Source organism: Ralstonia sp. VS2407, assembly GCF_052950655.1.
Genome location: NZ_JBRFVG010000020.1, coordinates 1 through 23,181, shown reverse-complemented (window position 1 = coordinate 23,181; position 23,181 = coordinate 1). Strand labels below are relative to the sequence as shown.

At 63.4% G+C, this 23,181-nt stretch carries 22 protein-coding genes and 1 tRNA gene; 12 read left to right on the top strand and 11 right to left on the bottom strand.

Translation table 11 applies throughout. The features are described 5' to 3' along the window. The first annotated feature begins 235 nt into the window (after positions 1-235). The 4 genes from secA (at position 236) to ACU8YE_RS22600 (ending at position 5,683) form a co-directional block, all read left to right on the top strand. On the top strand, positions 236-3,040 hold the full coding sequence (secA, locus tag ACU8YE_RS22615) for a preprotein translocase subunit SecA (protein ID WP_232041077.1): 2,805 nt from the start codon (positions 236-238) through the stop codon (positions 3,038-3,040). A gap of 73 nt (positions 3,041-3,113) precedes the next feature. After that, positions 3,114-4,343 (top strand): bifunctional glutamate N-acetyltransferase/amino-acid acetyltransferase ArgJ, encoded by a 1,230-nt coding sequence (argJ, locus tag ACU8YE_RS22610; protein WP_232041076.1) that lies wholly within the window; start codon positions 3,114-3,116, stop codon positions 4,341-4,343. Between the two features lie 16 nt (positions 4,344-4,359). Next, on the top strand, positions 4,360-5,244 hold the full coding sequence (locus ACU8YE_RS22605; RefSeq protein WP_446929650.1) for an ATP-binding protein: 885 nt from the start codon (positions 4,360-4,362) through the stop codon (positions 5,242-5,244). After that, the gene (locus tag ACU8YE_RS22600) at positions 5,234-5,683 is read left to right on the top strand and encodes an NUDIX domain-containing protein (protein WP_446929649.1); all 450 of its coding nucleotides are present in this window, start codon (positions 5,234-5,236) and stop codon (positions 5,681-5,683) included. Before ACU8YE_RS22605 ends, ACU8YE_RS22600 begins: the two co-directional genes overlap by 11 nt. On the opposite strand, the gene ACU8YE_RS22595 is transcribed toward ACU8YE_RS22600, so the two are convergent. The 9 genes from ACU8YE_RS22595 to ispB all read right to left on the bottom strand — a co-directional run bounded on the left by ACU8YE_RS22595 (position 5,676) and on the right by ispB (position 14,078). Continuing rightward, positions 5,676-5,879 carry a DNA gyrase inhibitor YacG gene (locus ACU8YE_RS22595; protein WP_232041073.1) on the bottom strand — a complete coding sequence of 68 codons (204 nt, stop codon included), beginning with the start codon at positions 5,877-5,879 and terminating at the stop codon, positions 5,676-5,678. The two genes, ACU8YE_RS22600 and ACU8YE_RS22595, sit on opposite strands and share 8 nt — an antisense overlap. Positions 5,880-5,887: 8 nt before the next feature. Further along, positions 5,888-6,646, bottom strand: a complete 759-nt coding sequence (gene zapD, locus ACU8YE_RS22590; protein ID WP_232041072.1) for a cell division protein ZapD — start codon at positions 6,644-6,646, stop codon at positions 5,888-5,890. Positions 6,647-6,781: 135 nt separating this feature from the next. Then, positions 6,782-7,396, bottom strand: a complete 615-nt coding sequence (gene coaE, locus ACU8YE_RS22585; protein ID WP_446929648.1) for a dephospho-CoA kinase — start codon at positions 7,394-7,396, stop codon at positions 6,782-6,784. Positions 7,397-7,409: 13 nt separating this feature from the next. After that, positions 7,410-8,291, bottom strand: coding sequence for a prepilin peptidase (locus ACU8YE_RS22580; RefSeq protein WP_316871837.1), 882 nt, complete (start codon positions 8,289-8,291; stop codon positions 7,410-7,412). Then, on the bottom strand, positions 8,291-9,568 hold the full coding sequence (locus tag ACU8YE_RS22575) for a type II secretion system F family protein (protein ID WP_316871836.1): 1,278 nt from the start codon (positions 9,566-9,568) through the stop codon (positions 8,291-8,293). The genes ACU8YE_RS22580 and ACU8YE_RS22575 overlap by 1 nt, the downstream gene beginning before the upstream one ends. Before the next feature lie 44 nt (positions 9,569-9,612). Further along, positions 9,613-11,340 carry a type IV-A pilus assembly ATPase PilB gene (gene pilB / locus ACU8YE_RS22570; protein ID WP_322017520.1) on the bottom strand — a complete coding sequence of 576 codons (1,728 nt, stop codon included), beginning with the start codon at positions 11,338-11,340 and terminating at the stop codon, positions 9,613-9,615. Positions 11,341-11,599: 259 nt separating this feature from the next. Next, the gene (locus ACU8YE_RS22565) at positions 11,600-12,874 is read right to left on the bottom strand and encodes an HlyC/CorC family transporter (RefSeq protein ID WP_414561105.1); all 1,275 of its coding nucleotides are present in this window, start codon (positions 12,872-12,874) and stop codon (positions 11,600-11,602) included. Between the two features lie 171 nt (positions 12,875-13,045). After that, positions 13,046-13,122 (bottom strand) — tRNA-Pro (locus ACU8YE_RS22560). Between the two features lie 26 nt (positions 13,123-13,148). Continuing rightward, positions 13,149-14,078, bottom strand: a complete 930-nt coding sequence (gene ispB, locus ACU8YE_RS22555; protein ID WP_446929655.1) for an octaprenyl diphosphate synthase — start codon at positions 14,076-14,078, stop codon at positions 13,149-13,151. A gap of 336 nt (positions 14,079-14,414) precedes the next feature. Between ispB and rplU the strand changes: the two genes are divergently transcribed. The 4 genes from rplU (at position 14,415) to proB (ending at position 17,473) form a co-directional block, all read left to right on the top strand. Continuing rightward, the gene (gene rplU, locus ACU8YE_RS22550; RefSeq protein ID WP_004633023.1) at positions 14,415-14,726 is read left to right on the top strand and encodes a 50S ribosomal protein L21; all 312 of its coding nucleotides are present in this window, start codon (positions 14,415-14,417) and stop codon (positions 14,724-14,726) included. Between the two features lie 37 nt (positions 14,727-14,763). Continuing rightward, positions 14,764-15,024 carry a 50S ribosomal protein L27 gene (rpmA, locus tag ACU8YE_RS22545; RefSeq protein ID WP_004633021.1) on the top strand — a complete coding sequence of 87 codons (261 nt, stop codon included), beginning with the start codon at positions 14,764-14,766 and terminating at the stop codon, positions 15,022-15,024. 196 nt (positions 15,025-15,220) lie between these two features. Then, entirely contained in the window at positions 15,221-16,315 is a 1,095-nt protein-coding gene (obgE, locus tag ACU8YE_RS22540) for a GTPase ObgE (protein ID WP_232041067.1), read from the top strand. A 33-nt stretch (positions 16,316-16,348) separates the two neighbouring features. Then, the gene (gene proB, locus ACU8YE_RS22535; protein ID WP_343620954.1) at positions 16,349-17,473 is read left to right on the top strand and encodes a glutamate 5-kinase; all 1,125 of its coding nucleotides are present in this window, start codon (positions 16,349-16,351) and stop codon (positions 17,471-17,473) included. Positions 17,474-17,569: 96 nt separating this feature from the next. Here proB and ACU8YE_RS22530 read toward each other — a convergent pair whose 3' ends face one another. After that, on the bottom strand, positions 17,570-18,199 hold the full coding sequence (locus ACU8YE_RS22530) for a CNP1-like family protein (RefSeq protein ID WP_322017529.1): 630 nt from the start codon (positions 18,197-18,199) through the stop codon (positions 17,570-17,572). A 5-nt stretch (positions 18,200-18,204) separates the two neighbouring features. Beyond that, positions 18,205-18,912, bottom strand: a complete 708-nt coding sequence (locus tag ACU8YE_RS22525) for an RNA pyrophosphohydrolase (protein ID WP_433865361.1) — start codon at positions 18,910-18,912, stop codon at positions 18,205-18,207. Between the two features lie 220 nt (positions 18,913-19,132). On the opposite strand from ACU8YE_RS22525, the gene ACU8YE_RS22520 reads away from it, so the two are divergent. The 4 genes from ACU8YE_RS22520 to ACU8YE_RS22505 all read left to right on the top strand — a co-directional run bounded on the left by ACU8YE_RS22520 (position 19,133) and on the right by ACU8YE_RS22505 (position 23,173). Next, a complete protein-coding gene (locus ACU8YE_RS22520) occupies positions 19,133-20,857 on the top strand; it encodes a proline--tRNA ligase (RefSeq protein ID WP_446929647.1) in 1,725 nt (574 codons plus the stop codon). A 20-nt stretch (positions 20,858-20,877) separates the two neighbouring features. Beyond that, the gene (locus ACU8YE_RS22515; RefSeq protein ID WP_446929646.1) at positions 20,878-21,633 is read left to right on the top strand and encodes a lytic transglycosylase domain-containing protein; all 756 of its coding nucleotides are present in this window, start codon (positions 20,878-20,880) and stop codon (positions 21,631-21,633) included. A 66-nt stretch (positions 21,634-21,699) separates the two neighbouring features. Further along, positions 21,700-22,566, top strand: a complete 867-nt coding sequence (locus ACU8YE_RS22510; RefSeq protein WP_232041061.1) for a 2OG-Fe(II) oxygenase — start codon at positions 21,700-21,702, stop codon at positions 22,564-22,566. 13 nt (positions 22,567-22,579) lie between these two features. Then, the gene (locus tag ACU8YE_RS22505; protein WP_232043050.1) at positions 22,580-23,173 is read left to right on the top strand and encodes a MarC family protein; all 594 of its coding nucleotides are present in this window, start codon (positions 22,580-22,582) and stop codon (positions 23,171-23,173) included. The last annotated feature ends 8 nt before the right edge of the window (positions 23,174-23,181 follow it).

Sequence of the window (23,181 nt, the reverse complement as noted above, 5' to 3'; positions counted from 1 at the left end):
AATCGGGGGCGCCCGTCCCCAGTTCAGCGTGAGTGTGTAGCCGCCCGAACGGCGTTCGGTGCGGCGTTAAAGTGCGGCGTTCCTGCCACATCCGGCGCGTCTGCCGCCATCAAGCGGGAGTTTTGCACATGCTAAACTCCCGCCTTTGCGCCAACCCTTTCCGGGCCGTTGTGCTGCCTATGTTTCGCGGTCTCCTCGACGCGCTTTCCGGGTGGCTCACCAGCCCTAGCCATCGATGATCACGGGCCTTCTCAAGAAGATTTTCGGCAGCCGTAATGAACGGCTGATCAAACAGTACCGCCGCAAGGTGGCGCAGATCAACGCGCTCGAGCCGAAGTTCGAAGCGCTCTCCGATGCCGAGCTGCAGGCCAAGACCGAGGAATTTCGCCAACGTTTTGCCAAGGGCGAGACGCTCGATGCGCTGTTGCCCGAAGCGTTCGCCGTGTGCCGCGAGGCCAGCAAGCGCGTGATGAAGATGCGGCACTTCGACGTGCAGCTGGTCGGCGGCATGGTCCTGCACGATGGCAAGATCGCCGAAATGCGCACGGGTGAAGGCAAGACGCTGACCGCGACGCTGGCCGTGTACCTGAACGCCATCTCCGGGCAGGGCGTGCACGTCGTGACGGTCAACGATTACCTGGCACAGCGCGATGCCGAATGGATGGGCCGCCTGTACAACTGGCTGGGCCTGTCGGTGGGGGTCAACCTAACCACCATGGATCACGACCAGAAGCAGGCCGCCTACGCGTCGGACATCACCTACGGCACCAACAACGAGTTCGGCTTCGACTACCTGCGCGACAACATGGTGTACGACGCCGGCCAGCGCGTGCAGCGTCCGCTGAACTACGCGATCGTCGACGAGGTGGACTCGATCCTGATCGATGAAGCGCGTACCCCGCTGATCATTTCTGGCCAGGCCGAAGATCACACCGACCTGTACCGCCGCATGAACGGCATCCCCGCGCAGCTTACGCGCCAGATCGGCGAAGAGAAGTCGGATGGCACGGGCGTCGAGAAGCCGGGCGACTACTACGTCGACGAGAAATCGCACCAGGTCTACCTGACCGAATCCGGTCACGAGAAGGCAGAGCAGATCCTGCTGCAAGCCGGCTTGATTGGCGAGGGCGAGTCGCTCTACGCGCCGCAGAACATCACGCTGATGCACCACCTGTACGCAGCCCTGCGTGCGCACAGCCTGTTCTTCCGCGATCAGCACTACGTGGTGCAGAACGGTGAAGTGGTGATCGTCGATGAATTCACCGGCCGCCTGATGTCGGGCCGCCGTTGGTCCGACGGTCTGCACCAGGCCGTGGAGGCCAAGGAAGGCGTGCAGATCCAGCAGGAAAACCAGACGCTGGCGACCATCACGTTCCAGAACTACTTCCGCATGTACAACAAGCTGTCGGGCATGACAGGTACGGCGGACACGGAAGCGTACGAATTCCAGGAGATCTACGGCCTTGAGACCGTGGTGATCCCGACCAACCGCACGCCGCAGCGCAAGGACTTGCAGGATCAGATCTACAAGACCTCGAAGGAGCGCTACGACGCCGTCATTCGCGATATTCGCGATTGCTACGAGCGTGGTCAGCCGGTGCTGGTGGGCACGACGTCCATCGAAAACTCCGAGCTGCTGTCGAACCTGCTGAACCAGGTCAAGCTGCCGCACCAGGTGCTCAACGCGAAGCAGCACGAGCGCGAAGCCGCCATCATCGCGGAAGCGGGCCGGCCGAAGGCGATCACCATCGCCACCAACATGGCCGGTCGCGGTACCGACATCGTGCTGGGCGGCAACGTGGAGAAGCAATCCGCTTTCGTGATGGCGGACGAATCGCTCTCTGATGAAGAGAAGGCCGCACGCGTGAAGCAACTGCAGGACGAATGGCAATCGCTGCACGAGCAGGTGAAGGCCGCCGGTGGTCTGCACATCGTCGGTACCGAGCGCCACGAATCGCGCCGGATCGATAACCAGTTGCGGGGCCGTGCCGGCCGTCAGGGTGATCCGGGTTCGTCGCGCTTTTATCTGTCGTTGGACGATCAGCTGCTGCGCATCTTCGCGGGCGACCGCGTGCGCGCGATCATGGATCGCCTGAAGATGCCCGAAGGCGAGCCGATCGAAGCCGGTATCGTCACGCGCTCAATCGAATCGGCGCAGCGCAAGGTCGAAGGCCGCAACTTCGATATCCGCAAGCAACTGCTGCAGTACGACGACGTCTCCAACGATCAGCGCAAGGAACTCTACAAGCTGCGTAACGAGATTCTCGAAGCGCAGGACGTGGGCGATCTGGTCAAGAACCTGCGCGAGTCCGTGTTCACCGAGCTGTTCCGCACGTATGTGCCGGCCGAGACCATGGAAGAGCAGTGGGATGTTGCCGGCCTGGAGAAGATTCTGCGCGAAGACTGGGGTGTCGACCAGCCGCTGGTGAAGACGCTGGAAGACGCGCAGTCGATCGAAGACGAAGACCTGCTCAAGATGGTGCTGGAGGCTGCCGAAGCGGTGTACGAAGGCAAGGTGGCGCAAGTGGGCCGCGAGTCGTTCGCCGGCTTCGAGCGTTCGGTGATGCTGCAAAGCCTCGACACGCACTGGCGTGAGCACCTGGCTGCGCTCGACATGCTGCGACAGGGCATCCACCTGCGCGGCTATGCGCAGAAGGACCCGAAGCAAGAGTACAAGCGCGAGTCGTTCGAATTGTTCGGCCGCCTGCTCGATACCATTCGCAACGAAGTCACGCGTATTGTCTTCACGGTGCGTATCCAGTCGCAGGAAGAGCTGGAGCAGGCTTCCGAGCAGATCGAAGAAGATCTTTCCGCGCTGAGCAACCTGCAGTACAAGCACGACGAGTTCAGTGAACTCGCCGAAGTGGCCGCCGGCGATGCGGAGATCCATGGCGCAACGCCGGCCATGGCCGCACCGCGTTCGGCGGCATCTGCCGCCGCTGCCGCACTGGCCGGCGAAGTGCCGAAGGTTGGCCGCAACGACCCGTGCCCCTGCGGTTCGGGCAAGAAGTACAAGCAGTGCCACGGCAAACTCGTCTGACGCTGCTTCGCTCCGTTTTCTGTTGATTCACGATGCCCGCACTGCGGGCATCCTCATTTGAAAGGTGTGCTCCATGGCTGTGAATCTCGTCGCGCCCGCCGCTGACTCACTGTTGCCGATCGACGGCGTGGAACTCGGCTGGGCCGAGGCCGGTGTACGCAAGGCCAATCGCAAGGATGTGCTGCTCGTTCGTATCGCCGAGGGCTCGGCGGTGGCTGGTGTGTTCACGCAGAACCGTTTCTGCGCGGCGCCAGTGCAGGTGTGCCGCGAGCATCTGGCGAGCGGCAAGGGGGCGCGGGCGATCGTTGTGAACACGGGCAACGCGAATGCCGGCACGGGCGCGCCGGGCCTCGCGCATGCACGCCAGACCTGCGATGCCGTGGCCAAGCTGCTGGGCGTGTCGGCGGAGCAGGTGCTGCCGTTTTCCACGGGCGTAATTCTGGAGCCGCTGCCGGTCGACCGCATCATCGCCGGACTGCCTGCTGCTGAGGCGAACGCCAAGCCGGACAACTGGCTGGCCGCCGCAGAGGCCATCATGACCACCGACACCGTACCCAAGGCGGCATCCGCCACGTGCACGCTGTCGGGCAAGACGGTGCGCATGTCGGGCATCAGCAAGGGCGCGGGCATGATCCGTCCGAACATGGCGACGATGCTGGGCTTCATCGCCACCGATGCCAATGTGGACGAAGCTGTGCTGCAAGGTCTGGTGCGCCACGCCGCCGATCATTCGTTCAACAGCGTGACGGTGGACGGCGATACGTCGACCAACGACTCGTTCGTCGTCATCGCGACGGGCCGCGCCGGCACGCCGCGCATCGATTCCGAATCGCACCCTGATTACGCGGCGCTGCGCGATGCGCTGACGGGCCTCGCGCAAGAGCTTGCGCAGAAGATCGTGCGCGACGGCGAGGGGGCGACGAAGTTCATGGCCATCCAGGTCGAGGGCGGCCGCAATGTTGAGGAGTGTCGCCTGATCGCCTATGCGGTCGCGCACTCGCCGCTGGTCAAGACCGCGTTCTACGCTTCGGACCCCAACCTCGGCCGCATCCTGGCGGCCGTCGGCTACGCTGGCGTGACGGACCTTGATGTAAACGGCGTCAACCTGTGGCTCGACGACGTGTGGGTCGCGCGTGACGGTGGCCGCAACCCCGAGTACCGCGAAGAAGATGGCCAGCGTGTGATGAAGCAGGCGGAGATCACCGTGCGCATCGCGCTCGGCCGCGGCGACGCCACCGCCACCGTGTGGACGTGCGACTTCTCGCACGACTACGTGTCGATCAACGCGGACTACCGTTCGTAATCCGGAGTCTGCCGCCATGTCGTCCGACCTTTCCGCACGGCTCGACCGCATTCTTGGGCGGCTTGAGCAATGGCTGCCGCCCGAACTGACCGAGGCGGATTGGAACGAGGCCGTTGCCTTCCGCTGGCGAAAACGTCAGAGCCTGTTCGGCAATATCGGCTATCTCGCGCCGATCCGCCAACTGCCGCCGATCCACCTGAGCGATCTGCACAACATCGAACGCCAGAAAGACGCCATCGTCGCTAACACGCGCCAGTTCGTCAGCAAGCTGCCGGCCAATAACGTGCTGCTCACGGGCGCACGTGGTACCGGCAAGTCGTCGCTCATCAAGGCGTGCCTGAACGAATTCGTGAAGGACGGCCTGCGCCTGGTCGAAGTCGACAAGGATGATCTGGCCGATCTGGGCGATATCGTCGAGCAGCTCTCGGCGCGCCCGGAGCGCTTCGCGATCTTCTGCGATGACCTTTCGTTTGAAGAAGGCGAATCGGGCTACAAGGCGCTGAAGTCTGCGCTGGACGGCTCGGTGGCAACGCAATCAGACAACGTGCTGATCTACGCGACGTCCAACCGGCGCCATCTGCTGCCGGAATACATGAAGGACAACGAGACCTATCAGCACACGTCTGACGGCGAAATCCATCCGGGCGAAGTGGTGGAAGAGAAGATTTCGCTGTCGGAGCGCTTCGGGCTGTGGCTGTCGTTCTACCCGCCCAAGCAGGACGAATACCTGACCATTGTCGGCCACTGGCTCCGGCATTTCGGCTGCAGCGACGAGGACATCGCCGCTGCACGTGGCGACGCGCTGGTCTGGGCGCTCGAGCGTGGCTCGCGTTCGGGCCGTGTGGCATGGCAATTTGCCCGCGACTGGGGCGGCAAGCATGGGCGGCAGCATGTCGATTGACAATCTGACGCAAGTGCCACCCACGCACACGCCCGACGGCCGCAAGATCACCGAAGTGGCCGTTGGCGTGCTGGTGCAGCCGGACGGCCAGTTCTTGCTGGCCCAGCGTCCAGAAGGCAAGCCTTACGCGGGCTACTGGGAATTTCCTGGCGGCAAGCTGGAAGCGGGCGAATCGGTGGAAGCCGCGCTCACGCGTGAGCTGAAGGAAGAGCTGGACGTAACGCTACGCGCCTGCGTGCCCTGGCACACCATCGAGCACGACTACCCGCACGCGTACGTGCGCCTGCACTTCTGCAAGGTAACGGCTTGGGATGGGACATTGCGCGCGCTGGAAGGCCAGGATTTCGCCTGGCAGACGCTGCCGATCAGCGTCGATCCGGTGCTGCCGGCAACGTTGCCCGTCTTCGAATGGATGCGCGAGGAAGCGACGGCTAGTTGAGCTTGCCGGTCGTATCCCCGCCAGGTGCGTCGGGCAGGTCGTCTTCTTCGACCACGGGGATGGTGTACTGCTCGGCGGCCCAGGCCCCCAGGTCGATCTGCTTGCAGCGCTCGGAGCAGAAGGGACGGTAGCGGCTCTCCGGCACCCAAGGCACGGGCTTGCCGCAGCTGGGGCATTTGACGGTCTTCACATTCATGGTGCGGCTCAGAAATTACAGAGCTTCAGCTGGAACGGGATATCCGCATCGACCGGCTTGGGTCGCAGGTCGCCATCCTGCTGGGTGAATCGCACCCAGAGCATGTACTTGTTGGCGCTGATCTCGGGAATGAACCCCAGCGCCGACTCATCCAGGCGCACCTGCATCAGCTGGTACACGCGGCCCGACAGCATCTGCTGATAGCTCCCAGCGTTAGCAATCACCTTGCCACTCTGGCCTGATTCGCGCAGCAGGCGCAGCACGATCATCGTGGCGTCGCGCAGCGGCACCAGCGGTTGGGCCCATTTGATGATGTCGGCGCGGCGGCGCTCGGCGGGGTGATGCTGCCAAGCAAAATACGCCGGCAGATCAAACTCGCACGTACCGCCGGGGATGATGGCGCGGCTGCGGATGCTCGTCAGCCACTCGTTGTCGGCGATGAGTTGGCCGGCCTTGCCATGCGTGGCAGTGAGATTGCTCGAGGCGGTTTCCAACTCGCTGATGACGGCGTCGAGCGCGTCCTGATCGATCTGCGGGTTGGCGCGCAGCGCGGTGAGCGTCTGGCGTTGGCGATCAAGTTCTTTCAGCAGATCGGATTTGAGGTCGGCTCGCCCGGCTACGTCCACCACCTCGAACAGGGTGGTCAGCGCTACATGGTGCTGCAGCGGATGTTCCTGCACGAGAAAGAAATCCAGCCGCTCGAACAGGTCTTCGAGGCGCAGCAGCGTCCGAATGCGTTCGTTGAAGGGATATTCGTACAGGATCAAAACTTGGGTGCCCGGTGTGCTGGCCCGCTGGCATATGCGGCCCCGAAGCCCATTTGGCCTCGATCTGCCCGCATTCTATGCGAGACCCTCGTTCATCACAATGCAAAGGGTTGTGACGGCCGCTTTCAGATCGTTTCAATTCGACCGGTAGGTTAGGTCCAGACGATCGATCTGCGGCAGCAGGTCGGCCAGCGTGCCGCTGTTGTCGATCACGTCGTCGGCGGCGGCAAGGCGGGCCTCGCGTGAAGCCTGGCGCGCGATGATGGCTTCCACCTGCGCGCGCGGCAACCCGTTGCGGGCCATCACGCGGGCAATCTGCGACTCAACCGGGCAGTCGACCACCAGAATGCGGTCGACCAGCGTGCGCCAACTTTGATGCCCGGCGAGGGATTCCACCAACAGGGGGACGACGTAGACAAGGTACGGATGCGCGGCCGATGCCTGGGCGGCGGCCCCGCGCGCCAGCGCAATCTCGCGGATGAGCGGGTGCGTGATCTGCTCCAGTCGCGATTTGGCGGTGGCGTCCGAGAAGGCGAGGGCGCGCATGGCATCGCGGTCCATGGCACCGTCTGCGCGCAGGATGCCGGCGCCGAAGGTCTCGACCAGCTTGGGAATGGCGGCGCCGCCCGGCGCGGTGATCTCGTGGGCAATGGCATCGGTGTCGACAATGGCGGCACCGCGCTCCGCCAGGCGGTCTGCCACGTAGCTCTTGCCGCTGCCGATGCCGCCGGTCAGGCCGATCACACGCATGCTGGCAATGCCCCTATGGCGCAAGCAGGGGACCGAAGCCCGCCATCATGAGCAATTGCGGGCCGGCCAGCAGGGCGATCACGCCAGCCCCGGCAATGAATGGCCCGAACGAGAACGGCGATTCGCTGGTCGCACCCCGCGCAATCCGCACGAGCCCAAACACCAGTCCCACGACCGACGAGAGCAGCACCAGCAGAGGCAGCGCCTGCCAGCCGAACCACGCGCCGAGTGCAGCCATCAGCTTGAAGTCGCCGTAGCCCATGCCTTCACGGCCGCGCAGAAGCTTGTAGGCCCAGTAGATCGACCACAGGAACAGGTAGCCGGCCATCGCACCAATCACGGCGTCGTGCAGGTGCGTGAACATGCCAAACAGATTCACGCCCAGCCCAAGCCAGAGCAGCGGCTGGGTGATGGCGTCGGGCAACAGTTGCGTGTCGGCGTCGATCATCGTGCCGGCGATCAGGAACCACAGCAGCACCGCCGACGCGACCGCCACCCAGGTCGGGCCGAAGTGCCACAGGCAGGCCGCCGTCAGCAGGCCGGTCACCAGTTCCACAGCGGGATAGCGCCACGAGATAGGTGTCTTGCAGGCACTGCAGCGGCCGCGTAGCGCCAGCCAACTCAACACGGGAATATTCTCGATCGCCTTGATCTGATGACCGCACGACGGACACGCCGAGCGCGGCACGATCAGGTTGTACGCGTCGGGATGAGGGAGCGGCTCTTCGCGCAGCTCGGCGATGTAGTTGGCTTCCTCTCGCTCGATCATGCGCGGCAGGCGGTGGATCACCACGTTGAGGAAGCTGCCGACCAGCAAGCCGACCAGCCCGCCGGCCGCAATGACAAACCACGCTGGCAGTTGCGCCAGCGTGGGAATGACAAACAACTCCGGCATCAGACCACCTGACCCAGCTTGAAGATCGGCAGATACATCGCCACGACCATGCCGCCGATCAGCACGCCGAGGATCACGATGATGAGGGGCTCGATCAGCGCCGAGATGTTTGCCACCGCATCGTCCACCTCGCGCTCGTAAAACTCGGCCACCTTGAGCAGCATGCTGTCGAGAGCACCGGATTCTTCACCAATCTGCGTCATCTGTAGCACCATATTGTCGAATACGTGTGTGGCCTGCATGGCGTTGGTGAGGCTGGTACCGATGCGCACGGCTTGTTGGATCTCGATTGTGGCGTCGTGATAAATCCAGTTGCCGGCTGCGCCAGCCACCGACTCCATCGATTCCACGAGCGGCGTGCCGGCTGCAAACATGGTGGCCAGGGTGCGCGTCCAGCGGGCGATGGTGGCCTTGCGGATGATGCTGCCGAAGATCGGCGTGCGCAGAATCCAGCGGTGCGTGGAGCGCTGCACATTCTCCGAGCGCTTGAATGCCCGCGTGAACAGCACGATGCCGATGATCGGGGCAAAAACAATGATGTACCACCATTGCACGAAGAAGTCGGAGATGCCCATCACCACCAGCGTCGGGGCCGGCAGCGTGGCTCCGAAGCTCGAGAACACGCCCTTGAACGCCGGCACCACGAAAATCATCAGCACCACCGTCACCAAGAAGGCAACCGTCAGCACCGAGATCGGATAGATCATCGCCGACTTGATCTGCGCCTTCAGCGCAATCGACTTCTCCATGTACAGCGAAAGCCGCTCGAGCAGCGCATCCAGAATACCGCCTTGTTCGCCCGCGTCGATCAGGTTGCAGTACAGCGTGTCGAAGTACTGCGGATGGCGTCGGAAGGCCTGCGCCATGCTGCTGCCCGATTCGATATCGAAACGGATTTCCGTCAGCAGTTGCGTGAAATTCGGATTGGCGTGGCCCTTCGCGATGATGTCGACCGACTGCAGCAGCGGGACGCCGGCCTTCAACATGGTTGAGAGCTGGCGCGTGAAGTAGGCGATGTCCTTCGGCGTGATCTTCTTGCCGCGGGCCGCACGGCGGCGCTTGGACTTGGTGATCGACAGGCCTTGCTTGCGCAGGACGGCATTCACCTCGGTGATGCTCTCGGCGCGCATCTCGCCCTTGAAGATCTTGCCTTTGCGATCTTTGCCTTCCCACTCGAAGATGTACTGCGTGGGCGCCTTTGTCTTGGCGGTCTTTCGCGCTGGCGCGGCGGCCGCGCTTTTTGGGGCCGATCTTGCGGCAGGTGCTCGTGTAGCCATGGTTGGTTCCTACCCCCCGGTATGGGAACGATTGATCGAGAAGGTTATTGGTTTGTTGTGGCCAGCACTTCCTCTAGGGAAGTCAGCCCCTGCTTCACTTTTCGCAAGCCCGACTCGCGCAGCGACAGTACGCCCTCTTTACGCGCCTGCTCGGCGATCTGCAGCGCAGTGCCATGCGTCAGGATGATCTCCTGGATCGCTTCGGTGATCGGCATGACTTGGTAGATACCGACCCGGCCCTTGTAGCCGCTGCCGTTGCAGGTTTCGCAACCGACCGGGTGATACGGCTGCCAGGAGCCGTCGACGTCCGCTTCGGTAAAGCCCGCGTCGAGCAGCGTTTCCTTGGGCAGCGGCCCCGGCTTCTTGCATTCCTTGCACAGCCGGCGCGCCAGGCGCTGCGCCGTGATCAGGAGCACCGATGACGCGATGTTGAACGGCGCCACCCCCATGTTCATCAGGCGGGTCAGCGTGGTCGGGGCATCGTTGGTGTGCAGCGTGGAAAACACCAGGTGACCGGTCTGCGCAGCCTTGATCGAGATGTCGGCCGTTTCCAGATCCCGGATTTCGCCCACCATGATGATGTCCGGATCCTGCCGCAGGAACGACTTCAGCGCCGCCGCAAAGGTCAGCCCCGCCTTGTCGTTCACGTTGACCTGGTTGATGCCGGGCAACTGGATTTCCGCCGGGTCTTCGGCCGTGGAAATGTTGATGTCGCCCTGGTTCAGCCTGTTCAGGAACGTGTACAGCGACACCGTTTTGCCCGAGCCGGTGGGCCCCGTCACGAGCACCATGCCGTACGGCCGCTTGATCACGTCGAGCAGCAACTGCTTTTGCTCCGGCTCGTAGCCGAGTTGATCAATATCGAGCCGCTCGGTGGACGACTCCAGAATCCGGATCACGATCTTCTCGCCGAACAGCGTCGGCAGCGTCGACACCCGGAAGTCGATGGCGCGCTCGATCGTCTCTTTGTTGTCCTTGTCCTTGCGGTCTTTCGGGACGGTGATGAGCAGCTTCATGCGGCCGTCTTGCGGCACGCGCTTTTCCGAGATGTCGAGGCGCGAGAGCACCTTGATGCGGGTCGCGATCTTGTCGCGGATATCCAGCGGCGGCTGTGCGACCTGCGCCAGGATGCCGTCGATGCGGAAACGCACGCGGTAAAACGTTTCAAAAGGCTCGAAATGCAAGTCCGACGCGCCGCGCAACAGGGCCTCGGTAAAGAGCTTCTGCAGGAAGCGCACCACGGGGGCATCGTCGATGCCATCGGTGGTGGTGCGACGCGAGGCGGCAGCAGCGCCCGGGTCGTACTCGATCTGCGTGGCTTCCTGCTTGGGGAAGAGCGACTTGATTTCGGCCGGCGCCTCATTGGAGAGGCTCAGCTGGCGTACCAGCTTGTCGTGCTCGACGATGACCGTTTCGATAGCCACGTTCATCTTCTGACGCAGCTCTTCGATTGGCTTTGGATCGCTTGGGTCGGACGTGGCGAGGATGAGACGGTTTTCGCGACGGCCCAGCGGCAACAAGCGCAACTGTGCGAAGTGCTTATTGGCCGACAGCACGGCCGGTACGGTATCGAGCTTGTACTGGGCGAGGTCCAGCAGCGGCATCTGGTACTTGCCGGCGACAAACACGGCGAGGTCGTGCGCACTCATGATCCCGCTGCCCACCAGCTCGTCGATCAGCTGCGTGCGTTTTTCACGCGCGCTCTGTTCGAGCTGGGTGAGTAGCGTGGGCGCGATCCGCCTGCTCTGCGCTAGAGCGAGTCCGAGTGTCATGAGTCCAGTCCGTCAGGCTGAAGCTGACCATTTCAGCGCGCGCCGGGCCCCACCGCCTCCAGCGTGCGCTCGCCCCCCAAGGCGATTGTTTTATGTTCTGCCGCCGGTACCCCACCCATTCGTGGGGGGTGGTGCCCGGAACCGGGGCAGTTTGCCGACCGCCCCTGCATTTGTAAAGCGCGCATCAAAGCGCAGCTTGCATTTGTGCCACATCGGCAGAAAACGGTTCTAACTGAAGCGTTTGCTCTCGAGTGTGGCGTCAGCTGCGCTTGGGCTGCGGCGGCTGGTGCAGCCGCACCGTGCGGATGGACTGGCTGTCCATCTGGACGATGTCCATCACGCAGCCCGCAATCTTCACGCTGACAGTCGCCTCGGGAATCTCTTCCAGCACTTCCAGTAGCAACCCGTTGAGCGTCTTCGGGCCGTCGGTTGGCAGGCTCAGGCCCAGGCGCCGGTTCAGGTCGCGCAACGACATTCCCGCATCCGCAAGATAAGTGCCTTCCTTGTCCCAGGCGAGCTTGCCGGCGTTCGGAAGTGTGGTGGTGAACTCGCCGATCATCTCTTCGATGATGTCCTCCAGCGTCACCAGCCCCAGCATGTCGCCGTATTCATTGACGATCAGGCCGATGCGGCGACGGTTCTCCTGGAAGTACTGCAACTGGCGGAAAACGGGTGTGCCGCTCGGCACGAAATACGGCTCGGCGAGCAGGCCGCGGAAATCGTCGTGCGTAAGTTCGGTGTGCCCCAGCAGTGACAGGACCTTGCGCACATGCAGGATGCCGATCACCTGATCGCTGTCTTGCTCGAACACCGGGAGCTTGTTGTGGTAGCAGGTCTCGAGCTGCTGGATGACCTCTTCAATCGGGCGCGACAGATCCAGCGATTCCACCCGCGCCCGCGGCGTCATCACGTCGTCTACGGTGATGGCGTCCAGATCGAACAGGTTGAGCAGGATGCTGCGGTGCTTGTGCGGAATGAAGTTGCCTGATTCCAGCACAAGCGTGCGCAGTTCCTCGGTCGACATGCGCTGCTCAGGCGCCTTGCGTGTGTTGATCCGCACCAATCGCAGCACACCCATGGCAAACGCGTTGACCACCGCGACCAGCGGCGTCGAAATCTGCATCAGCGGCTTGATGATGAAGCTGGCCGGGAAAGCAACGCGTTCTGGGTAGGTCGCGCCCACGATCTTGGGGGCGATCTCGGCGAACACGATGATGAGAAACGCGACGATGGCCGTGGCGATCGACAGCGTCGTTCCGTTGTTGCCGAAGTAATGGATCGCCAGCGTCGTAATCAGCACCGGCACAGCGGTGTTGATCAGGTTGTTGCCGATCAGGATGAGCGAGAGCAGTTTGTCGGTTTGACCGAGCAATTGCTGCGTATTGCGCGCGCCCGATACGTTGGACTTGGCAAGATGCCGCAGGCGATGGCGGTTGAGCGCCATCATCGCGGTTTCGGAAATCGAGAAGAAGGCGGAGCAGCACAACAGCAGCACGACGGCGCCAATTTGTGCCCAGAGCGGCCAAGAGTCCAAAGCGGGAGGGGAAGGACGGCGAAGCGCCCACTATAACAGAGGGGTTTGGCGTGCCGATGCGCGCGGCCGTTGCGCATGCCGCTAGCGTAGATCCCCCAGCAGGGGGTCGTTAAGAAACAAAAAAGCCCAGCAATTGCTGGGCTTGATGTCCTTGATCGACAAGGGAATTTCTGGTCGGGGTGAGAGGATTCGAACCTCCGGCCTCTACGTCCCGAACGTAGCGCTCTACCAGGCTAAGCTACACCCCGATGCTTCTTCGCAGATCTCGTGCGTGTCAGGACTGACGTTGCAGCGAGAAAGCACACAAGTCTATCAGCGTCTGGCGGAAAAGGGAAGGGGGTAATGCGTTTGCTGCCGCTTCGGCTGCAGCGGCTTCGCGTTCTGCGGCCTGGCGCGTGTACTCCAGTGCGCCGGACGCTTGAATGGCTGCGAAGATCGCATCGAAATGTTCGGTGCCGCCTTGCTCGATGGCTCGGCGCACCAGTGCACGCTGTTCTTCCGTGCCGTTCGATAGCAGATGGATGAGCGGCAGGGTCGGCTTGCCTTCGCGCAGGTCGTCGCCAGCGTTCTTGCCCATCTGGTCGGCGGTGGACGTGTAGTCGAGCAGATCATCGACGATCTGGAACGCGGTGCCGATGCGGCGGCCGTATTCAGCAGCGGCCTCTTCGGTGGCGGCGTCGGCGCCTGAGAGCACCGCGCCGATCTGGGCGGCTGCCTCGAACAGCTTGGCGGTCTTGTAGCGGATGACCTGCAGGTAGCGCTCTTCCGTCACGTCCGGGTCGTGCATGTTCAGCAGTTGCAGAACCTCGCCTTCGGAAATGATGTTGGTTGCGTCGGCGAGGATCTGCATGATGCGCATGCTGTCGGCCTGCACCATCATCTGGAAGGCGCGCGAGTACAGGAAATCGCCCACCAGCACGCTGGCCGCGTTGCCGAACACGGCGTTGGCGGTTTTTCGGCCGCGGCGCAAGTCGGATTCGTCAACCACATCGTCGTGCAGCAGCGTGGCCGTGTGGATGAACTCGACCACGGCAGCCAGCTCGTGCTGATGCTCGCCCTTGTAGCCGAGCGCATTTGCCACCAGCAGCAGGATCACCGGGCGCAGCCGCTTGCCGCCGGCGCTGATGATGTATTCGCCAATCTGATTGATCAGCACCACCTCCGAGCCTAGGCGGCGGCGGATCACGGCATCGACGGCGCGCATGTCTTCAGCGACAGGAGCGAGCAGGACGGAGGCGGAGGTCTGAGTCAAGGCGAATTCCGACAGAAAGCGTGTGGCTGATGGTCGACTTGCGCGGGGAGCGATGCTGCGCAAAAAACCGCGAGATTATAGAGCAACCAGGCGGTTTGCCCGATGGCGCGGCGCCCCAGGCTTGACGTGGCGGGCCGTTGCGCGGGCGCAGCACCCGGTCAGGCGATTAGTCTTTGATTTGCTTGGGTTTTTCTTGTATAGTTGCGAGTTCTCTATGTCCGTCGTCTGCGTATGCGGGCGGCAAGTGGCACAAGAGTCACGTTTTAGTTCTTTTATCGAGGTCCGACAATGTACGCGGTCGTAAAAACCGGCGGTAAGCAATACAAGGTTGCTGCTGGCGAAAAACTGAAAGTAGAACAGATACCGGCGGACGTTGGCGCAGAAATCACGCTTGACCAGGTGCTCGCAGTGGGCGCCGGCGACCAACTCAAGGTTGGTGCGCCGCTGGTGAGCGGGGCTGCCGTCAAAGCCACCGTCATCTCCCACGGTCGTCACGACAAAGTGCACATCTTCAAGATGCGCCGTCGTAAGCACTATCAAAAGCGCCAAGGGCATCGTCAAAATTACACCGAGTTGCGTATCGACTCGATCGTGGCCTAAGGCTGCGTCGTCTACGTAACCGGATAGGAGTTCAGTCATGGCACAGAAAAAAGGCGGCGGTTCCACACGGAACGGCCGCGATTCCGAGTCGAAGCGCCTGGGCGTGAAGGTGTACGGTGGTCAAGCCATCAACGCTGGCGGCATCATCGTTCGCCAACGCGGCACCCGCACGCACGCTGGCGTGAACGTGGGCATGGGCAAGGACCACACCCTCTTCGCGCTGGTCGATGGCCACGTGAAGTTCGCCAACCGCGGCGAAGGCAAGAAGCAGTTCGTCGACGTTGTTCCGGCGGCCTGATCCAGCCTTGTAGTCAAAAGGCCCCGCACCCGTGCGGGGCTTTTTCGTTTCTGGCTGCTAACAAAACGCGACCCTGATCCTGGGCGGTACGCTGCTTCTTGGCGCTTGTTTCCAGGCGCGTTCTGTTAGCAATGGCGCGAGCGGCGCCGATTTCTTTTTACCTGCCGTGCGCACGCCGCACGGGCGGAGACCCTCCATGAAGTTCATCGACGAAGCCCGGATTGAAGTGATCGCTGGTGACGGCGGCAACGGCAGCGCCTCGATGCGCCGCGAGAAATTCGTCCCGTTTGGCGGACCGGATGGCGGCGACGGTGGGCGCGGCGGTAGCGTGTGGGCCGTGGCTGACCGCAACATCAACACCCTGATTGACTACCGCTTTGCCAAGAAGCATCTCGCGCGCAACGGCGAAAACGGCCGAGGTGCCGACTGCTACGGCGCCGCTGGCGACGACATTACGCTTCGCATGCCCGTGGGCACCGCCATTTATGACGCCGACACGGAAGAGCTGATCGCCGACCTGACCGTCGACGGCCAGCGCCTGTGCCTGGCGCAGGGCGGCGAGGGCGGCTGGGGCAACATCCACTTCAAGTCGAGCACCAACCGCGCGCCGCGTCAGAAGACCGACGGCAAGGCCGGTGAGCGCCGCAACCTGCGCCTCGAGTTGAAGGTGCTGGCCGACGTGGGCCTGCTCGGCATGCCGAATGCCGGCAAGTCGACGCTGATCACCGCCATTTCCAATGCGCGTCCGAAGATTGCCGACTACCCCTTCACGACGCTGCACCCGAATCTGGGCGTGGTCCGGACGGGCCCGTCGAAATCGTTCGTGGTGGCCGACATTCCCGGCCTGATCGAGGGCGCAGCGGAAGGCGCCGGTCTGGGGCATCAGTTCTTGCGCCACCTGCAACGCACACGCGTGCTGCTGCACGTGGTGGATCTTGCCCCGTTCGACGAGAGCGTGGACCCGGTGGCCGAAGCCAAGGCGATTGTCGGCGAACTGAAGAAATACGACGCTGAACTCTTCGACAAGCCGCGCTGGCTCGTGCTGAACAAGCTCGACATGGTGCCCGAGGACGAACGCGAAGCGCGCGTGAAGGACTTCGTGAAGCGCTTCAAGTGGAAGGGCCCGGTGCACCGCATTTCTGCGTTGACGCACGACGGCACGCAGGCGCTTGTCCACGCGATCCAGGAATACCTCGACGAGCTGCGCGCCGAAGAGGACGCCGCAGCGGCCGCGCCCGACCAGCGTCTGGACCCGAGCCTGCACAACGTCGACCACGACGGTCAAGCCTGAACACACCAAACACCCTTCGGAGACACGTCCACCATGGCCCTGCATTCGCTGATTGCCGATGCGCGCCGCCTTGTCGTTAAGGTCGGTTCCAGCCTGGTTACCAACGATGGCCGTGGCCTAGACCAGGCCGCCATTGCCCGCTGGGCCGCGCAGATCGCGGCGTTACGGGCGGCCGGCAAGGAAGTCGTGCTGGTCAGCTCCGGTGCCATCGCCGAGGGCATGCAGCGGTTGGGCTGGGCCAAGCGTCCGAAGGAGATTCATGAGTTGCAGGCCGCCGCGGCCGTGGGGCAGATGGGGCTGGCGCAGGTGTACGAATCCGAGTTCGCGCGGCACAGCATTCGCACGGCGCAGGTGCTGCTCACGCATGGCGATTTGGCCGATCGCGAGCGCTACCTCAACGCACGTTCCACGCTGCTCACGCTGCTGGGCCTCGGTGTCGTGCCGATCATCAACGAGAACGACACGGTCGTCACCGACGAGATCAAGTTTGGCGACAACGACACGCTGGGCGCGCTCGTCACCAACCTGATCGAAGGCGACGCGCTGATCATCCTGACAGACCAGCGCGGCCTGTATACCGCTGACCCGCGCAAGGACCCGGACGCCCGCTTTGTCGACGAGGCGCAAGCCGGCACGCCAGATCTTGAGCAGATGGCCGGCGGCGCCGGTTCGAGCATCGGCAAGGGCGGCATGCTGACGAAGATTCTGGCGGCCAAGCGTGCGGCCAAGTCGGGTGCGCACACCATCATCGCTTCGGGGCGCGAGCCCGACGTGCTTGCGCGCCTGGCGAATGGCGAGGCCATCGGCACGCAACTTCGCGCGCCGACGGGGCGGATGGCGGCACGCAAGCAATGGATGATCGATCACCTGCAACTGCGCGGTCGAGTGGTGCTGGATGCCGGTGCGGTAGAGAAACTCACGGCCGGCGGAAAGTCGTTGCTGCCGATCGGCGTGACCGAAGTGCAGGGCGAATTTGCGCGCGGCGAGGTGATTTCTTGCGTGGATACGGCAGGCCGTGAAGTGGCGCGGGGGCTGACGAACTATTCGTCGGCCGAGGCCCGGCTGATCGCGCGCAGGGCATCCTCCGAGATCGAGTCGGTACTTGGCTACGTAAGCGCCGCGGAGCTGGTGCACCGGGACAACCTGGTGCTGCTCTGATTCAGTCGCTCGGCGGCGTGTCAAAACAAAAGGCCAACCTTGCGGGGTTGGCCTTTGTGTTTGAGGCAGATGATGCAGTACGCCGACGTTTGCCGCTCAGGGCCCGAAATACCGGCCGCCCTGTCCCAACCGTTGCACCAGCGTAGAGGCCTTTCCATCTCCAGCTACCGAGCGCACGTCGCAGAAGTACGAGCGCAACAGCGCCGATGCATAGTCCGTCGGACCGCCATTGCCAACGCGCTGCCAATCCGTGGCGGGCTTGTAGGCATTCATGCTGGCGGACTCGGTATTCGCGGTTTCGTTCATGTCCACCGCGCGGTTGCTGATCCATTGGTTGGTGTCATTGCGCAGCGTCGCATAGATGCGTCGCTCGGCCGTGTCGCAGCGCAGGCCTTCGTAGTTCACGTTGCGCGCGCCGGTCTTGCTGGTGATCAGCACGGTGTAGCGCACCACGTTGTCCTTGCCGATCGACACCGATTTCGGATCGATGGCAAAACGCAGCGGCGAATCAGTGCGGCCGCCCACATCGAACGGCACGGCATCACGATCGACCGGCGGGGCCGGGAAGGTCACGGCGTCTTCCTTGAAAGGCTTGTCGTTGAACGGGTCCATCAACAGCTTGTCTTCGAGGTCGCCGGTGCGGTTATGGCCACATGCCGTCAACGCCAGCGCAGCCGCCAGCGCGAGCGGCACGAGAGCGCGGTGCGCTCCACGTGTCGTCGTCATCAGATTCACGAATTGTCCTTGGGAGCCGTGTCGTCAGGGTTGGGGGAGGGGGCGGTCGGCGCGGATACGCTCACCGTTTCAACGATGACCGTCGTGGTGGTGACGGTCAGGGCCGGCTGGGTGTACGGCTCGTTCCGGCCGCTCTGGCCGCCGGAACGTTCACGGTGATCGCGCGCATCACGTCCGTCGCGCTCACGGTGCTGCCCGCCGCGCCCGTAGGGCGAGAGCGGTGCGCGCGCCTGCCGCTGCACGAAGCGCGAAAGCTCCGACAGCGCCAGCTGATACACCTCGCGCTTGAACTCGATGACGGCCTCGAGCGGCACCCAGTACTGGCTCCACCGCCACGCATCGAATTCCGGATGCTCGGTGGCGCGCAGTTGGATGTCGCAGTCGCGACCGACCATGCGCAGCAGGAACCAGATCTGTTTCTGGCCCCGATAGTGGCCGCGTATTTCGCGGCGGATGAACTTGTCCGGCACCTCATACCGCAGCCAGTCGCGCGTGCGACCGACGATCCGGACGTGTTCTGGCAACAGGCCGACTTCTTCGTGCAGTTCGCGGAACATCGCTTGTTCGGGCGTCTCGCCGTACTTGATGCCGCCTTGTGGAAACTGCCAGGAGTGCTCGCCAATGCGCTTGCCCCAGAACACCTCGTTTCTTGCGTTGATGAGGATGATGCCGACGTTCGGGCGGAAGCCTTCACGATCGAGCATGACTGCACCTCGAATACTTTAGAATTACGCCGATTATAGAGCGGCCCGTCGCTCGGCTGTCACAGAAGCCGAAATGTTGCCGCTCACTCGCGCCTCCTGGGGGAGGGGCGTCGATTGCGCGAATGTGCGCTAGGCGCCTCGTCTCATCTCCTGATTCCGGTGGCTTTTGCCCTTGTTTTCGCGGCTTTGGTTGGCTGCGTCATCCCTTATTGTCAGTCGCATGAAAGCGTCCCAATTCTTCATTTCCACGCTCAAGGAAGCGCCCGCCGACGCGGAGATCGTCTCGCACAAGTTGATGATGCGTGCCGGCATGATCAAGAAGCTTGGCGCGGGCCTCTATACGTACATGCCCGTGGGGCTGCGCGTGATCCGCAAGGTCGAGCAGATCGTGCGTGAGGAAATGAACGCCGCCGGCGCGGTGGAAGTGCTGATGCCGGTGGTGCAGCCGGGCGAGCTGTGGCAAGAGACCGGCCGCTGGGACAAGATGGGCGACGAACTGCTGCGCTTCAAGGATCGCCACGAGCGCGATTTCGTCATGCAGCCGACGTCGGAAGAGGTGGTGACCGACATCGCCCGTACCGAAATCCGCTCGTACAAGCAGTTGCCGGTCAATTTCTACCAGATCCAGACCAAGTTCCGTGACGAGCGCCGCCCGCGCTTCGGCATCATGCGCGGCCGCGAATTCACCATGAAGGACGCGTACTCCTTCGACCGGGACGCCGAAGGCCTGAAGGTGTCGTATCAGAAGATGTACGACGCCTATACGCGCATCTTCCAGCGCTTCGGCCTGGAATTCCGCGCCGTGGCCGCTGATAACGGCGCCATCGGTGGCTCGGGTTCGCACGAATTTCACGTGATTGCCGACACGGGCGAAGACGCCATCATCTATTGCCCGGATTCGGACTACGCCGCCAACATCGAGGCTGCGGAAGCCGTGGCTCCGGCCGAACCGCGTGGTGCCGCCGTGGAGGCGCTCACCAAGACGCATACGCCTGGTCGCTCAAAGTGCGAGGCTGTTGCCGAGCAACTGGGGATTCCGCTGCAGCGCACGATCAAATCCATCGTGCTGGCCACTGACGTCGAGGGCGGCGAACCCCAGATTTGGCTGCTGCTGCTGCGCGGCGATCATGAACTCAACGAGGTCAAGGCATCGAAGGTGCCCGGCCTGGCCGATTTCCGCTTTGCCACCGAAGGCGAAATCCTGCGCGTGTTCGGCACGCGGCCCGGTTATCTCGGCCCGATCGGCACCAAGCTGCCCGTGAAGGTGGTGGCTGATCGCACGGCGGCCGCCATGAGCGATTTCGTGGTTGGCGCGAACGAAGAGGATTACCACTTCACCGGCGTGAACTGGGGCCGCGACTTGCCCGAGCCGGAGGTCTACGACCTGCGTAACGTGGTGGCAGGCGATCCGTCGCCGGATGGCAAGGGCACGCTGGCCATCTGCCGCGGCATCGAAGTCGGTCACGTCTTCATGCTGGGCACGCGTTACTCCGAGGCGATGAACGCCACGTTCCTCGATGAAAACGGCAAGACGCAGCCGATGGTGATGGGCTGCTACGGCATCGGCATCACGCGCATCCTGGGTGCGGCCATCGAGCAGAACTACGATGCGCGCGGGATCATCTGGCCGGCCTCGATCGCGCCGTTCCAGGTGGTGATCTGCCCCGTGGGCTACGACCGCTCCGACGCCGTGCGCGAGGAAGCCGATCGCCTGCACGCCGAACTCGTCGCTGCCGGCATCGATGTGATGCTGGACGACCGCGGCGAGCGCCCCGGCGCGATGTTCGCCGACTGGGAGCTGATCGGCGTGCCGTTCCGCGTGGTGGTGGGTGACCGCGGCCTGAAGGAAGGCAAGCTGGAATTCCAGGGCCGACGCGACGAAGCCGCCACCGCCGTGGCGCCGACCGACGTGCTGGCCACGCTCAAGGCGCGCCTCGCGCAATAACGTCACCACACTGAGCCACCATGCGCTGCTGCCTGCCCCTCCGCCCGATCGTTGCTGCGCTGTGCGCAGGGACGTTGCTCGCGGGCACGCAGGCAGCGTGGGCAGGCGCCCAGAAAGAGGAATACCTGGCGGACGCCGTGCGCAGCGCGCTGTCTGCTGCCGTGGCCGATAGCCGCCCGCTGCGCCCGGTATTTGCCAGCAACGACGAGCAACTCGGCTACCTGCGCTGGCTGGCCGAGATGTCGGTGCGCATGTCCGGCAAGATTCCGCAGGCCTCGGTGCGCGTCGAACTGATCGAGACGGCGTATTACGAAGCCAAGCGCGCTGGCCTGGACCCAGCGCTGGTACTCGGCCTCATCCAGGTGGAAAGCGGCTTTCGCAAATACGCCATCAGCAGTGCCGGTGCGATGGGCCTGATGCAGGTGATGCCGTTCTGGACGCGCAGCATCGGCGACAACGACTCGCGCAAGCTTTTCCATCTGCAGAGCAACCTGCGCTACGGCTGCACGATCTTGCGTCACTACCTCGACATGGAAGGCGGCAATCTGTATTTGGCGCTGGGCCGCTACAACGGCAGCCGGGGCCAGCCGCAATATCCGAATGCCGTGCTCGCTGCGTGGAAGCGCTGGCAGTATCAGGAGTCGAGCGCGATGACGGTGTCTGCGCCGGCCGAGCCCGTTGTCCCCGCTGCGCGTGCCAAGGCATTGCCTGAAGTGCCGGCGCGCAATCCTTTCTCGCCACTACGTATTGCTGGCGGTCCGGCAGGCGGTTCCTGATCTTCTGTCGGCGAACGGTGGGCCTACAATAGGGCCATCTCTCGTTCGCCTGCATCTCCATCCCGCATGTCCACCCCCCAACCGTACGCAACGATGTCTGACGCGCTGCGCGACTGGCTGCAGCGTCATGTGACCGAAGGTTTCGAGGCCGAATCCCTGGTGGCGTCGATGGTGCAATCCGGCTACGACCGCGCCTTCGCGCGCCGTGTCGTCGATGAGGCGCTGACCGCTCGCGCGCCCGCCCCCGTCGTGGCGCCCGCGCCGACGCCTGCTGCCGACCAGGCGGTTGAAAACAGCAATGCCGTGCATACCGCCGACGGCGACATTCCGATCCTGTTTGCACTCGAGACGCCGCGCATCGTGCTGTTCCAGCACTTCTTGTCGGACGCAGAGTGTGACGAGCTGATCGCGATCGGGCGCAACCGCCTCAAGCGCTCGCCCGTCGTGAACCCCGATACGGGCGAGGAAAACCTGATCTCGGCCCGCACAAGCCAGGGCGGGATGTTCCAAGTCGGCGAGCATCCGTTGATCGCCAAGATCGAAGCGCGCATCGCACAGGCCGTGGGCGTGCCGGTCGAACACGGCGAAGGCTTCCAGGTGCTGAACTACCAGCCCGGCGGCGAATACCAGCCGCACTTCGATTTCTTCAACCCGGGCCGCAGCGGCGAGGCGCGCCAGCTTGAAGTGGGCGGCCAGCGCGTGGCCACCATGGTCATCTACCTGAACAGCGTGCAGGCGGGCGGCGCGACGGGCTTTCCGAAGCTCGGGCTGGAAGTGGCGCCGGTCAAGGGCAACGCCGTCTTCTTCGTCTACAAGCGCCCCGACGGCACGCTGGATGAAGACACGCTGCACGCCGGCCTGCCGGTCGAGCGCGGCGAGAAGTGGATCGCCACCAAATGGCTGCGTGAACGCCCATACCGTCGCGGCGCCTGATCGACATCAGGCGATGGAATACACCTTTGTCTCGGCGACCGTGCTGCTGGTGCTGATCACCGATCCGCTCGGCAACATTCCCATCTTCATCTCGGCGCTGCGGCCGGTGGCCCCCGAGCGCCGCAACCGCGTCGTGCTGCGCGAGGTCGGTATCGCGTTCGTGCTGCTGCTCGTCTTTATGTTCTTTGGCGAGAGCTTCCTGCGCATGATGAGCCTGACCGACATGTCGCTGCAGATTGCAGGCGGCATCGTGCTGTTCCTCATCGCACTGCGGATGATCTTCCCGCGTGAAGGTGCGGCCGAGTCGCAGCCCACCGGCGAACCCTTCATCGTGCCGCTGGCGATCCCGGCCATCGCCGGGCCGTCGGCGATGGCCACGGTGATGCTGTTGGTGTCGCAGGCGCCCGGGCGCATGTGGACGTGGGTCGGCTCGCTGTGCGCGACGATGGCCGTGTGCGCTGTGGTGCTGCTGAGTGCCACGCACATCCAGCGCCTCGTGGGTGAGCGCACGGTGATGGCGTTCGAGCGGCTGATGGGGCTGATCCTGGTGGCGATCTCGGTGGAGATGCTCCTCAAGGGCATTCGCACCTTCGCGCATCAACTCTGAACCCCGCG